This is a genomic window from Gloeobacter kilaueensis JS1 (assembly GCF_000484535.1).
GTDB classification, from domain to species: Bacteria; Cyanobacteriota; Cyanobacteriia; order Gloeobacterales; family Gloeobacteraceae; genus Gloeobacter; species Gloeobacter kilaueensis.
Genome location: NC_022600.1, coordinates 3,297,636 through 3,309,770 on the forward strand (window position 1 = coordinate 3,297,636; position 12,135 = coordinate 3,309,770).

The 12,135-nt window shown below is 61.0% G+C and carries 12 protein-coding genes; 4 read left to right on the forward strand and 8 right to left on the reverse strand.

Annotation, left to right across the window (positions count from 1 at the left end; genetic code table 11):
• Positions 1-151: 151 nt before the first annotated feature.
• The 3 genes from GKIL_RS15265 to GKIL_RS15275 all read right to left on the reverse strand — a co-directional run bounded on the left by GKIL_RS15265 (position 152) and on the right by GKIL_RS15275 (position 3,628).
• The gene (locus GKIL_RS15265) at positions 152-1,789 is read right to left on the reverse strand and encodes an acetolactate synthase large subunit (RefSeq protein WP_023174623.1); all 1,638 of its coding nucleotides are present in this window, start codon (positions 1,787-1,789) and stop codon (positions 152-154) included.
• The gene (locus GKIL_RS15270) at positions 1,786-3,174 is read right to left on the reverse strand and encodes an NAD-dependent succinate-semialdehyde dehydrogenase (RefSeq protein WP_023174624.1); all 1,389 of its coding nucleotides are present in this window, start codon (positions 3,172-3,174) and stop codon (positions 1,786-1,788) included. Before GKIL_RS15270 ends, GKIL_RS15265 begins: the two co-directional genes overlap by 4 nt.
• Before the next feature lie 181 nt (positions 3,175-3,355).
• On the reverse strand, positions 3,356-3,628 hold the full coding sequence (locus GKIL_RS15275; RefSeq protein ID WP_023174625.1) for a PII-interacting protein PipX family protein: 273 nt from the start codon (positions 3,626-3,628) through the stop codon (positions 3,356-3,358).
• A 148-nt stretch (positions 3,629-3,776) separates the two neighbouring features.
• Here GKIL_RS15275 and GKIL_RS15280 point away from each other — a divergent pair, with 148 nt between their 5' ends.
• Positions 3,777-6,149 carry a UvrD-helicase domain-containing protein gene (locus GKIL_RS15280; protein WP_023174626.1) on the forward strand — a complete coding sequence of 791 codons (2,373 nt, stop codon included), beginning with the start codon at positions 3,777-3,779 and terminating at the stop codon, positions 6,147-6,149.
• Between the two features lie 44 nt (positions 6,150-6,193).
• Here the strand turns inward: GKIL_RS15280 and GKIL_RS15285 are convergent, their stop codons facing one another.
• A complete protein-coding gene (locus GKIL_RS15285) occupies positions 6,194-6,508 on the reverse strand; it encodes a YdhR family protein (protein ID WP_023174627.1) in 315 nt (104 codons plus the stop codon).
• A gap of 161 nt (positions 6,509-6,669) precedes the next feature.
• Between GKIL_RS15285 and GKIL_RS15290 the strand changes: the two genes are divergently transcribed.
• Positions 6,670-7,266: a TetR/AcrR family transcriptional regulator gene (locus tag GKIL_RS15290; RefSeq protein ID WP_023174629.1), complete on the forward strand. Its 597-nt coding sequence runs from the start codon at positions 6,670-6,672 to the stop codon at positions 7,264-7,266.
• A 14-nt stretch (positions 7,267-7,280) separates the two neighbouring features.
• On the opposite strand, the gene corA is transcribed toward GKIL_RS15290, so the two are convergent.
• Positions 7,281-8,450 (reverse strand): magnesium/cobalt transporter CorA, encoded by a 1,170-nt coding sequence (gene corA, locus GKIL_RS15295; protein ID WP_041244855.1) that lies wholly within the window; start codon positions 8,448-8,450, stop codon positions 7,281-7,283.
• 161 nt (positions 8,451-8,611) lie between these two features.
• On the opposite strand from corA, the gene GKIL_RS23735 reads away from it, so the two are divergent.
• Together GKIL_RS23735 and GKIL_RS15300 are read left to right on the forward strand one after the other, a co-directional pair.
• A complete protein-coding gene (locus GKIL_RS23735) occupies positions 8,612-8,968 on the forward strand; it encodes a DUF6883 domain-containing protein (protein WP_023174631.1) in 357 nt (118 codons plus the stop codon).
• A complete protein-coding gene (locus GKIL_RS15300) occupies positions 8,955-9,158 on the forward strand; it encodes a DUF4926 domain-containing protein (RefSeq protein ID WP_023174632.1) in 204 nt (67 codons plus the stop codon). Before GKIL_RS23735 ends, GKIL_RS15300 begins: the two co-directional genes overlap by 14 nt.
• Before the next feature lie 49 nt (positions 9,159-9,207).
• Here the strand turns inward: GKIL_RS15300 and GKIL_RS15305 are convergent, their stop codons facing one another.
• From GKIL_RS15305 to rpsT, 3 genes are read right to left on the reverse strand one after another with little or no spacing between them, the layout of a single operon-like run.
• Positions 9,208-9,765: a phycobiliprotein lyase gene (locus GKIL_RS15305; RefSeq protein ID WP_023174633.1), complete on the reverse strand. Its 558-nt coding sequence runs from the start codon at positions 9,763-9,765 to the stop codon at positions 9,208-9,210.
• 46 nt (positions 9,766-9,811) lie between these two features.
• Positions 9,812-11,773: an acetate--CoA ligase gene (gene acs, locus GKIL_RS15310; RefSeq protein ID WP_023174634.1), complete on the reverse strand. Its 1,962-nt coding sequence runs from the start codon at positions 11,771-11,773 to the stop codon at positions 9,812-9,814.
• A 2-nt stretch (positions 11,774-11,775) separates the two neighbouring features.
• Positions 11,776-12,084 carry a 30S ribosomal protein S20 gene (rpsT, locus tag GKIL_RS15315; RefSeq protein ID WP_023174635.1) on the reverse strand — a complete coding sequence of 103 codons (309 nt, stop codon included), beginning with the start codon at positions 12,082-12,084 and terminating at the stop codon, positions 11,776-11,778.
• Positions 12,085-12,135: the final 51 nt, after the last annotated feature.

Below are 12,135 nucleotides of genomic sequence, written 5' to 3' on the forward strand. Positions count from 1 at the left end.
CGAGGCAGGGCCAAACCCGTGCGTCAGGCGGCGATTCAGTAGACGGCACCGGATTCGCCTCAAGGCCGCCGAGCAGATCGCAGTTCCGCCGCCCTCGGAACTTGCCGGTGCCGAGACAGCGGGCGCGTTCGTCGAACTCTACTGGCACGCCTTAGATCGCGCAGTTGAGCTGTTTGGTGCGCTGCGAGAAGCGGATATTCTCGCGATAATCCACCGGACAATCGATCACCGCCGGTACCTTCTGCTCAAGGGCGCTTCTGAGGACGGGCAGCAACTCGTCTGCGGCCTCGACGCGGTAGCCTTTGAGGCCCATACTCTCAGCCAACTTCACAAAGTCCGGGTTGCTGAAGTGGACGTAGGCGGCGCGGTTGAAATGCGTCTGCTGCTTCCACTCGATAAGCCCGTAGCCGCCGTCGTTGAAGATCAAGGTAACGAAGGGGGTGCCCACGCGCACGGCAGTCTCCAGTTCCTGCACGTTCATCATGAAACCGCCGTCGCCGGTGACGGCTACCACCTTGCGCTCGGGGTAGACGAGTTTGGCGGCCACCGCGCCGGGGATGGCGATGCCCATCGAGGCGAAGCCGTTGGAGATGATGCAGGTATTGGGCTGGTCGCAGTGGTAATGGCGGGCCACCCACATCTTGTGCGCGCCGACGTCGCTAATCAGGATGTCGTGGGGGGCGAGCACCTGGCGCAGGTCGTAGATGATCTTCTGCGGTTTGATCGGGTAGCCGGTATCGCAGGCGTACTCCTCGTACTCGCCCCGAATGTCCTCGCGCAGGTGAATGGCGTAGGGGTCGGGCTTGCCCTGGCGGTCAGCCCGCGCCAGAATCTCCTGCAGGCTGTCGGAGATGTCGCCTACAACTTCGACTTTGGGAATGTAGCTGCTATCGACCTCCGCCGCCGTCTTGCCGATGTGGACGATCGGGATCACTCCGCCGGGATTCCACTTTTTGGGCGAATATTCGATCTGGTCGTAGCCGATCGCGATCACGAGATCGGCTTTGTCGAAGCCGCAGCTGATGTAGTCGCGCTGCTGAAGGCCCACCGCCCAGAGGGCGAGGGGATGGGTGTAGGGGATGACGCCCTTGCCCATGAAGGTGTTGGCGACGGGGATGTTCAGGCGGGTGGCAAATTCGGTCACCGCCGGGCTCGCCTGGTTGCGGATAGCACCGTTGCCCACCAGGATGATCGGATTGACCGCCTGCGAAATCAACTCCGCTGCCCGGTTGATGCTGCTGAAGGAGGCGAAGACGTCGTTGTTGTCGGTAATTTCGAGCGGTGCCCCCGTCGCTGCCATCGCCGCGATATTTTCGGGCAGGTCGATGTGGACTGCCCCCGGTTTTTCGGCCTGGGCCAGCTTGAAGGACTTGCGGACGATCTCGGGGGTATTGCTGGGCCGGACGATCTGGGTGCTCCACTTGGTGACGGGAGCGAACATCTGTACCAGATCGAGGTACTGGTGCGAGTCGATGTGCATCCGGTCGGTGCCCACCTGGCCTGTGATCGCGATGAGGGGCGCACTGTCGAGGTTGGCGTCGGCGACGCCGGTCATCAAGTTGGTGGCACCGGGGCCGAGGGTCGAAAGACAGACTCCCGCTTTGCCCGTGAGCCGTCCGTAGACGTCGGCCATAAAGGCGGCACCCTGCTCGTGGCGGGTGGTGATAAAGCGAATCGAAGAATCCTGCAGCGCTTCGAGAAACTGCATGTTCTCCTCACCCGGCAGGCCAAAGATGTACTGGACACCTTCTTTTGCGAGGCACTGCACCAACAGTTCGGCTGTGTTCATGACTCCCACACCGTTTTGATGTTGACAAATTCTAAGATGCCTTCGCGCCCCAGCTCGCGGCCATAGCCCGAGGTCTTGATGCCGCCGAAGGGCAGACGAGGGTCGGATTTGACCATGGCGTTGATAAAAACTGCGCCAGCGTCGATCGCTTCGATCAGGCGGGCTTTCTCGTCCGGCTCGTTCGTCCAGCCGCTCGCGCCGAGGCCAAAGGCGGTGTCGTTGGCAAGGTCGATCGCTTCGTTCAGGTCTTTGACCCGAAACAAGGACGCCACTGGACCGAACAGCTCTTCACTGTAGGCCGGGCTGTCTTTGGGGATATCGGTGAGCAGGGTCGGCGCGTAGAAGTGCCCCGCTCCAGCAAGCCGTCCACCTCCCACCAGCACCCGCGCTCCCCGTTCGATGCTCGAACGCACCTGGGCGTCGAGGCCGGTGAGAATCGCCTCGGTGGCGAGCGGACCGATATCGGTATCGGCCAGCAGCGGATCTCCTACCTTGAGCGCTCGAAAATGCTCGACGAGCAACTGCTCGAAGCGGTCGGCCACGGCCTCCACGACGATGAAGCGCTTGGCGGCGATGCAGGACTGGCCACTGTTGAGCATCCGGGCTTTGACGGCGGTAGCCGCCGCCGCCGCCAGATCCGCGCTCGGCAGGACGATGAACGGGTCGCTGCCCCCCAGTTCGAGCACCGTTTTTTTGAGGTGCTGCCCGGCGGTAGCGGCCACACTGCGGCCAGCCGGTTCGCTGCCGGTGAGGGTGACGGCTTTGATCCGTTCGTCGGCTACCAGCCTGGCGGTGCGCTCGGAACCCACCAGCAGCGTCTGAAAGACGCCCGCTTCAAAACCGGCTTGCTGAAAGATCGCCTCGATGGCGAGGGCAGACTGGGGAACGTTGGAGGCGTGCTTGAGCAGGCCCACGTTGCCCGCCATCAGGGCCGGGGCGGCAAAGCGGAACACCTGCCAGAACGGAAAGTTCCAGGGCATGATCGCGAGCACCGGCCCTAAAGGCTGATAGCGCACGAAGCTTTTTTGGGCGTCGGTCTGGGCCGGTTGGTCGGCCAGATAGCCGGCAGCGTGCTCGGCATAAAAGTGGCAGACCGCAGCACACTTATCGATTTCTGCGAGCGCGGAGGTGAGGGTCTTGCCCATCTCGGCGCTCATCAGTCGGGCGTACTGCTCGCGCCCTGCGCCGAGAATATCTGCAGCCCTGCGCAGCTTTGCGGCCCGCTCGGCAAACGTCGTGTGCCGGTAGGAGCCGAAGGTGCGCCAGGCGAGTTCGAGTCTGGCTTCGAGTTCGCTATCGCCGAGCGGGAGAAAGGTCTTGAGAATCTGACCGGTCGCCGGATTGATACTCGCGATCGGCCTTGCTGGACTTTGCGCCTGTACCATCGCCTTGCCTTCTTATGCGACAGTTTCCGATCGCCCACTGTATCTTTTGGGGATCAGCGCTCGGGGACTTCAAGACGGATTCTTAACATCCGGATGATTGATCCCTCTCACTGCCAAGGGGAGTAAGAAAACGGTTTTGCCCCCCCTGCCCTTGCCAGGAAGGGGGCCGGGGGACCAGGTCTCACACCTGTTGATAAAACGACTTCATCCGGTCAATCGTCTCGTGGTCCAGTTCGAGCGCTCCCCGTCGATAGGCCCGCAGCCGCTCATCGATCAGGTGGCGCGCCTGACCGCGACTGAGGGACTCGAACTGCAGAGCGTTGCCCTCCGCCTCGGTGACGACGAACAACATCCGCTGAGCATAGAGCGTCGCGAAAAGTCCCTTCCTCGGGCCGAGGCTGCAGACGAGGAACAGCAACCCGAAATTAGGATGTTGCAGGTACTGTTCGTTCATGCCTTTGTGCGACGTAATGTATTCGACACTACTGCAAGATGTTCAGTTTGTCACCACTTCGGACGGCGAATGTCCGTCTGTGTCAGCAGGACAGCAGCGTATACGATAGGTCAGAACCATCCAGGCAGCATTGGCGAGGTGAACGGGCATGGTCCTGGGGAAAGATGCATTACTGAACCCTACGCAGCGGCGGGCGGTCGAGCGCTTCAACGGGCCGTTGCTGGTCGTCGCTGGTGCCGGAAGTGGCAAGACGCGCATTCTCACCTACCGCATCGCTCACCTCATCGAAACCTATCAAGTCGAGCCGGAGCACATTCTGGCGGTCACCTTCACCAACAAGGCCGCAGGCGAGATGAAGGAGCGCATCCTGCAGCTTTTTTGCGAGCGGGCGGCCCGCAACCGCACCGGCAGCGCTTACCTCGATCTGAGCGAAGCTGAGCAGCGCGAGATCGGATCTCGGGTGCGCGCTGAACTGATTCAGCCGCTGTGGGTCGGCACCTTTCATGCCCTGTGCGCCCGGATGTTGCGCTACGACATCGACAAGTACACCGGCGAGGGGGGCCAGAGCTGGCAGCGCAACTTTACGATCTTCGACGAGTCGGACGTGCAGGAGATCGTCAAGGAGATCGTCACCAAAGAACTCAACCTCGACGATCGAATGTATCAGCCGCGCTCGGTGCGCTTTGCGATCAGCGCCGCTAAAAACCGGGGCCTCACAGCCGAGGAATACGCAGCCGAGGAGGGCAGCCGCCGCGCCCGGACGATCGCAGGAGTCTACGAGCGTTACCAGCAGCAACTGGCGCGCAACAACGCCCTCGACTTCGACGATCTGATCCGCGTGCCGGTGCAGCTTTTTCGGCAGCGCCCCGAGGTGCTCGACTACTGGCATCGGCGCTTTCATCACATCCTGGTCGATGAGTACCAGGACACCAACCGCACCCAGTACGAGCTGATTCGCCTGCTCGCCACCAACAATCGTCCCCGATCGGAGTGGGACTGGCGCGACCGCTCGGTGTTCGTGGTGGGCGACGCCGATCAGGCAATCTACAGTTTTCGCCAGGCCGACTTTCGGATCTTGATGGATTTTCAGTCCGACTTTGGCGACGGCCAGTCCGACGACAAGACCGAGACGCTGATCAAGCTCGAAGAAAACTACCGCTCCTCGGCGACGATCCTCGACATCGCCAACGACCTGATCGCCAACAACGTCGAGCGCATCGACAAGGTTCTGCGCCCCACCCGGCCTGCCGGTAAACCGGTCACCCTGCACGAGGCGGAGGACGAAGTGGCCGAGGCCGAGTACATCGTCTCCCAGATGCGGGCGCTCAAAAACAGCGAAAGCCGCTCCTGGCGCGATTTTGCCGTACTCTATCGAGTCAATGCCCAGTCCCAGCCCATCGAGCAGGCGCTCGCGCGCTGGGGGGTGCCCTACGCGGTGGTGGGCGGCCTGCGCTTCTACGACCGCCGCGAGATCAAGGACGTTTTAAGTTACCTCAAGGCGATTCACAATCCGGCGGACTCCCTCGCCCTCAAGCGGGCAATGTCGATTCCGCGCCGGGGGATCGGCAAGACGACCCTCGACAAGCTCGAAGCCGGTGCCGGAATGCTCCAGACTTCACTCTGGGAATTGCTCGCCGATCAAAGCAGCATCCAGAATCTGGCGGGGCGGACGAGCGGGCCAATCTTGCAGTTCGTGCGCTTTATCGGTCGGATGCAGGAGCTGGCTGCCACCGGCAGCGTCTCGCAGTTGCTCGACACCGTGCTTGAGGAATCCGGCTACGTGCGGATGCTTCAAGAAGAAGGCAGCGAGGAGGCCGAAAATCGCCTCGAAAACGTCCTCGAGTTGCGCTCGGTGGCCCAGCGCTTCGAAGAAGAAAACGACGATCCGGCTGCCGCTACCCTCGAAGCGTTTCTGGCCAACGTTTCGCTCGCCTCGGACCTCGATAGCCTCGATGAGAGCGCCGATCATATTTCGCTGATGACCCTGCACGCCGCCAAGGGGCTCGAATTTCCGGTCGTCTTTCTGTGCGGCCTCGAGGACGGTCTTTTTCCCCATTTTCGGGCGATTCAAGACGGCGACAGCGCCGCCATCGAGGAGGAGCGGCGGCTCTGTTACGTCGGGATCACCCGCGCCAAAGAACACCTGTTTTTAAGCTATGCCCAGGCGCGCAGGCTCTACGGCGACCGCCAGAGCGCCATCGCCTCGCAGTTTCTCAAAGAACTGCCCGCCGACAAGCTGGCTGGATCCAAGCTGCGCAAGGGTTTCACGCCGGGTGGGCGCACCCGCGCCCAGGCCCAACTTTCTGCTACCAGGCCCGCCGCCGCTCCTGCTCCTACCCGCCGCAAGCAACCGGCCCAGTCCTGGGCGGTGGGTGACAGGGTCGAACACGAACAATTTGGCCCAGGCCAGGTAACCCACGTTTTAGGAGAAGGAGCCAGACAGTACCTGGCCATCAGCTTTCCCGGCCAGGGCAAGAAGATCATCGACCCGCGCCTCGCGGTGCTGCGCAAGGTGGAGTGACGCTGGACTTGCCTTGATCCATGTGGCCGATGGCCAGATACTCGCTAGTCGTAGTAGGGTGAGCGCATGTCGCGGCTCGCTTCTTCTACTACCTCGCCGTCGAAGATCTTGGTGGTAAAGCTCACGCCAAGCTGCCGCGCTTCGCGGGCAAAGAAGCCATCGGCAAACGCTCTGGCGTTTTCGAGGGAATCGAATTCGTAGAAGCCGCCGACGGAGTTGGAATGGATGCCGCTCAGCCAGGTCTTTTTGAGCAAGCCTTTTTCCTTTTTCATCTCGGGGTTGAGCAGCTGCCAGTTGACCTCGCTAAAAGGCTTCGACGCCTGAAGCTCGGTGTAGAGAAACACTTTGTTCGGACTCATCGCCTGTCTCCTGGTAAGTATGGGACTGGCCGGTCATCTTCGCCGGCGGCGGACCCGTTTGGACACTCATTAATATCACGAGCGTTATATAACGGTAAGATAACTGTCGTTATCCTGTCAAGGATAATCTAGCGATCGTTATCTAATTGAGGGGATAGAAGGTGCGCTACGCCACTGGACACAAGCAAAAGACCAGGCTGCGGATTCTGGAGGCGGCGGGCCGCTGCTTCCGGTTGCGCGGTTACGAGGGTACGGGTGTGGACGCTCTCGCCCAGGAGGCCGGAGTCACTTCGGGCGCTTTCTATGGCCACTTTCGCTCGAAGACGGAGGCTTTTTCGGAGGCGGTGGTCGGTGGCCTCGGGCAGCTAAAAAGTGGAATCGAAGCGTTTCGGCAGGCTCACGGTCAAGGCTGGGTTGCCCCTTTTGCGCAGTTCTATTTCAGCAGCAAGCGCAAGTGTGATTTGAGCGAAGGGTGCGCCCTGCCGAGCCTTTCACCCGAAGTGGGCCGCTCCGGCTCTCAGGTACGCACGGCTTATCAAGGCGAGCTTCTGCGCATCGCCGAGACGATCGAAGCCGGTCTATCCGGCGATGCGAGTGAGCGGCGCTCCGACACCTGGGTGCTCCTTGCCCTGCTCGCTGGAGGCACGATGCTGGCGCGGGCAGTGCAGGAGGAGGCTATAGCCGACGAGATCGCAGCCGCCGTCCAGGAAGCGACGGAGGCGGTTGCTGCAGGCAGGCTGGGCCGGGAACCGTCTTGATGCGCGTCGGTCCCTCAGCGCCTCTCGTCCCGGACGCCCGAGAGGTTTTCAAACCAGCCCCGCCGCCAGAAGTAGATAACCAGGCCAGAGGCGACGGCGAGCATGACGAGGAGGCAGATCGGATAGCCCCAGTACCAGTTCAATTCCGGCATGTTCCAGGGAGACTTCTCGGCGTTGAAGTTCATGCCGTAGACCCCGGCAATGAAGGTAAGGGGAATAAAGATCACCGAGATTACCGTCAGCGTCTTCATCACCTCGTTCATCCGGTTGCTCACCGAGGACATGTACACGTCCATCAGGCTCGAAGCCACTTCCCGGTAGGTCTCGACAATATCGAGAATCTGGATCGCGTGGTCGTAGCAGTCGCGCAGGTAGACGCGCACCTCGTCGCGGATGAGCGGGTTGCCGTCGCGGATGAGGGAGTTGATCACGTCGCGCTGGGGCCAGATGGCGCGCCGCAGGCTCAACAGTTCGCGCTTGAGCTTGTGGATGCGCTCGATCGTGCTGCGGGTCGGATTTTCGACTACTTCCTCTTCAAGTTCTTCGATCCGCTCGCCGTAATCCTCGAGCACCGGAAAGAAGCCGTCGATGATCGCATCGAGCAGGGTGTAGGCGAGGTAATCGGCCTGCTGGTCGCGGATGATCCCCTTGGCGGTGCGAATGCGGTCGCGCACGGGGTTGAACACGTCGATCTGGGGTTCTTCCTGGACGGTGAGCAGATAATGCTTGCCCAGAATAAAGCTCACCTGTTCGCTGATGAAGCCCGATTCTTCGTTGGAGCGGGGACAGACCATGCGGGCGATGATGAGAAGCTGGTCCTTGTACTCCTCGACTTTTGGCCGCTGCGGCACGTTGACCACATCTTCGAGCACCAGCGGATGGAGGTTGAATACCTGGCCCACCCGGCGCAGAATATCTTCGCTCCCTAGGCCGCGCACGTCCACCCACGAGACAGAGGCACTGTCGAGGTAAGGGGCAATTTCTTCGGGGGTCGCTACCTTCTTGCAGGTGGCCTGCTCGCCCGCGTAGTCGATCACCACCAGTTCCGGAACCGCCGCATCCTCGTCGATGCTGAGGGTTCCAGGCAGATCGCCCGGCTCGCCATAAAAATAATCGACGTAGGACTCGTCGTCCTCGTTCTCGTCTACCTCCGCTTTTTGTTCGTCCTTGTCGCGATCGCTCATCTGTTCGACAGGTTCATGCTCGAAGTTGCGCATGGCCGACCGCCTCGGCTATCTATTGCTTAGATTCTAGGCCGGGTTGGGACCTCAAAGCTGCACCACAGGAGAGAAGACGGCGGGGCGACTCATAATAGTGTCAATTGGCCACTCTTAGATTCCGAAGCATGAAAGTGCCCTATGCTGAGCGAGCCTTTGTGGATATGAACAAGCTCATCGGTTATTGCTTAAATCCTCAGCATTCACGGGGCAGGCATAAAGCGCGGGTTTTTGCAGCAGCTCTTGGACTGACCGCAGAAGCTGCCGCAGAGTTGCGAGATGCATTGCTTGCAGCAGTTTGCAGCTGTGAGTCAGCGCCCGCTGAAGTTGATCAGTATGGGCAGCGCTACACCGTGGACTTTTTGCTGCGACGGGGGCGACAGGCAGCAAAGATTCGTAGCGCGTGGATTATTCTGCATGAAGAAGACTATCCCAAGTTGATTAGCTGCTATGTCATGAGGGAGCAGGACGATGAAGCTACTTGATACTGTTGCTTTACTGGAAGATCTGCCGGAACGCAAGCTGTACCGGGGGCAGGTAGGAACACTTGTCGAAGAACTGGCTCCTGGCGTGTACGAGGTGGAATTTAGCGACGACGAGGGCCGGACCTATGCCTCACTTGCGCTACAGCTCGAACAGTTGCTGATCTTGCACCACAAGCCCTTTGCCGCCTGAGATTGTCGTTGGACATGAGTCACAGCAGCAGGTCCAATTTAAGCAAGACTCAAGTTACTTTTTTCTCGACACCGAAGCCAACCAGTTCCAGATCCTGTAGGGGCAGATTCTCAAGAACGTTGCGCCGAAAGTTCTGGATCTGACGGATGCGCAGTTCGGGGTTGACCAGGGTAATCGAATCGACCGAGACCACCCGCGTGTAGCGGGTGATCATCCGCAGTTCGGCCCGCTCGGGGTCGTAGCGAAAGTGAGAAATCATCGGGCGGGATTCTTCGTAGGCGCGATCGCGTAGATAATCGCCCTCGATGATGCCGTCCTCACTGGTATGGGTAGGTACGAAGAGAATATTCAGATCCATCGCCACCGCCTCCCCCCGGTCGGAGAGGGTATCGAAGGCCAGAAAAAAGCCGTAGAGCGGTCCTGTCACCTCGCTGGGGCGGTTATTGTCCGCCAGTACCTTTTGTCTGCGATCCGCCGTCAGCTCCTGGATGTCGTAGTTGGTGTGGGAGCGCTCCACCCGGCCTTCCGGGTCACTCAGGTAGTGATAGGTCCGCTCGATCGACCACTTGCCCAGACAGGCATCAAAGAATGCCTCGATCGAAGTCATCGCACCGCCTCCCAGCCATCTGCCGCCCATTGTAAAAGAACGCCCTTCAGCCGTCGCGCAGTTTTTCGAGCACGGATCGATCTTCGAGGGTAGAAGTGTCGCCGGTGAGTTCTACCCCGGCGGCCAGAGATCGCAGCAATCGACGCATGATCTTGCCGGAGCGGGTCTTAGGCAGCGCCTCGGCGTAGCGAATCTCCTCGGGCCGGGCGAGGGCTCCGATTTCTTTGACGACGTGGGCGCGCAGTTCATCGAGTAACGGTGCGGTCTGCTCTACGCCCGCTTCGACGGTGACGAAGGCGACGATCGCCTCGCCTTTGATGTCGTCGGGCCTGCCCACTACCGCCGCCTCGGCTACCGCCGGGTGTGAGACGAGGGCCGATTCGATCTCCATCGTGCCCAGGCGATGGCCGCTCACACTGATCACATCGTCCACGCGGCCCATCACCCAGAAGTAACCGTCCGCGTCGCGGCGGGCCCCGTCACCGGCGAAGTAGACGTGGGGCACCTGGCCCCAGTAGTTCTGGCGGTAGCGCTCCGGATCGCCGTAGACCGTGCGCAGCATCGAGGGCCAGGGCTTGCGGATCACCAGATAGCCGCCCTCGTTAGCCTCGCAGCTGTTGCCCTCGCGGTCCACCACATCGGCGACGATGCCCGGAAAGGGCAGGGTGGCCGAGCCGGGTTTGGTGGTGGTCGCTCCCGGCAGGGGGGTAATCATGATCCCGCCGGTCTCGGTCTGCCACCACGTATCGCAGATCGGGCAGCGCTCGCCACCGATTACCCGGTGGTACCAGATCCAGGCTTCGGGATTGATGGGTTCCCCTACGGTGGCAAGCAGGCGCAGGGAACCCAGATCGTGCCGCTTGGGCCACTCGTCGCCCCACTTGATAAAGGTGCGGATCGCAGTTGGGGCCGTGTAGAAGATCGTGATCCGGTGCTTTTCGATCATCTGCCAGAAGCGTCCGGGATCGGGCTGGTTGGGAGCGCCCTCGTACAAAAAGGTCGTCGCCCCATTGGAAAGCGGGCCATAGACGACGTAGGAGTGGCCGGTGATCCAGCCTACATCGGCGGTACACCAGTAGACGTCCTCGTCGCGCAGATCGAAGATCCACTTGCTCGTGATGTGGCTGTAGAGGTTGTAACCGGCGGTCGTATGCACCACGCCCTTCGGCTTGCCGGTGGTACCGCTGGTGTAGAGAATAAAGAGCACATCTTCAGAATCGAGGGCTTCGGCTGGGCAATCGCTACTGTGCCTGGCGACCAGTTCGTTCCACCAGAGGTCGCGCCCCGGCTGCATCGCCACCTCCTGTCCCGTGCGCCTAAGACAGACGATGTGCTGAACGCTCGTCGCCTGGGCCACCGCTTCATCGACGCGCGGCTTGAGGGCGACGATCGCCCCTTTACGAAAACCGCCGTCGGCGGTAACGACAACTTTTGCTCTGGCGTCGTTGAGCCGGTCGCGCACCGCCTCGCCCGAAAAGCCGCCAAAGATAACCGTATGGGGCGCGCCGATGCGGGCACAGGCGAGCATGGCGATCGCCGCCTCGGGCACCAGGGGCATGTAGATGGCGACGACATCGCCCCTGCCCACCCCGAGGGACTTGAGGGCGTTGGCAAAGCGACAGACCTCGGCGTGCAACTGGGCATAACTGAGGGCGCGCACCTCCCCCGGCTCGCCTTCCCAGAGAATCGCCGTCTTGTCGCCGCGCTCTGGAAGGTGCCGATCGAGGCAGTTGTAGGACAAGTTGATCTTGCCGCCTACGAACCAGCGGGCAAAGGGCTCCTGCCAGTCGAGTACCTGCTGCCAGGGAGCAAACCAGTGCAATTCTTTTTGGGCCAGATCGGCCCAGAACGCCTCGGGATCGGCTACCGAGCGAGCATAGAGCTGCTGGTAGGCAGCAAAATCGCCGATCCAGGCACGCTCGCCAAAACCCGCCGGTGGCTTGAAGCGTCGCTCCTCCTGCAGGATCGACTCGATCTCGATCGCCCGGTGGCCTGGCTCGCTCGCCACCGCTAACCTGCCTTGGCTTGAACCTTATCCAGGGCGGCGCGCAGAGCGGCGCTGAGGCGGGCTTTTTTGCGCGCACCGTTGTTGAGGTGAATCACCCCGACTTTTACCGCCTTGTCGATGCGGCTGAACGCCTGGCTCAGGTAGTCCTGGACCTCGGCCAACACCTCGTCGGAGGGCGACTGTGTGTACTCGCCCAGGCGGGTCAAAAACTTTTTGCTGAGGGTGCGGATCGTCGATTTGTAGGTGACGTTGCGCTGGCGATTGCGCTCGGCCACATCGACGCGCTTGATCGCAGATTTGATATTGGGCACGGTTTTGTCTTCCTGGCAATAGCTTCGGCAGCCTACGATTATAGGCCAGAT

Excerpts from the sequence above, each read along its gene's own strand:
- GKIL_RS23735 (WP_023174631.1), top strand. The coding sequence starts at position 8,612 with ATGAAAGTGCCCTATGCTGAGCGAGCCTTTGTGGATATGAACAAGCTC.
- GKIL_RS15300 (WP_023174632.1), top strand. The coding sequence starts at position 8,955 with ATGAAGCTACTTGATACTGTTGCTTTACTGGAAGATCTGCCGGAACGC.
- GKIL_RS15280 (WP_023174626.1), top strand. The coding sequence starts at position 3,777 with ATGGTCCTGGGGAAAGATGCATTACTGAACCCTACGCAGCGGCGGGCG.
- GKIL_RS15265 (WP_023174623.1), bottom strand. The coding sequence starts at position 1,789 with ATGAACACAGCCGAACTGTTGGTGCAGTGCCTCGCAAAAGAAGGTGTC.
- GKIL_RS15270 (WP_023174624.1), bottom strand. The coding sequence starts at position 3,174 with ATGGTACAGGCGCAAAGTCCAGCAAGGCCGATCGCGAGTATCAATCCG.
- GKIL_RS15275 (WP_023174625.1), bottom strand. The coding sequence starts at position 3,628 with ATGAACGAACAGTACCTGCAACATCCTAATTTCGGGTTGCTGTTCCTC.
- GKIL_RS15305 (WP_023174633.1), bottom strand. The coding sequence starts at position 9,765 with ATGACTTCGATCGAGGCATTCTTTGATGCCTGTCTGGGCAAGTGGTCG.
- corA (WP_041244855.1), bottom strand. The coding sequence starts at position 8,450 with ATGAGCGATCGCGACAAGGACGAACAAAAAGCGGAGGTAGACGAGAAC.
- GKIL_RS15285 (WP_023174627.1), bottom strand. The coding sequence starts at position 6,508 with ATGAGTCCGAACAAAGTGTTTCTCTACACCGAGCTTCAGGCGTCGAAG.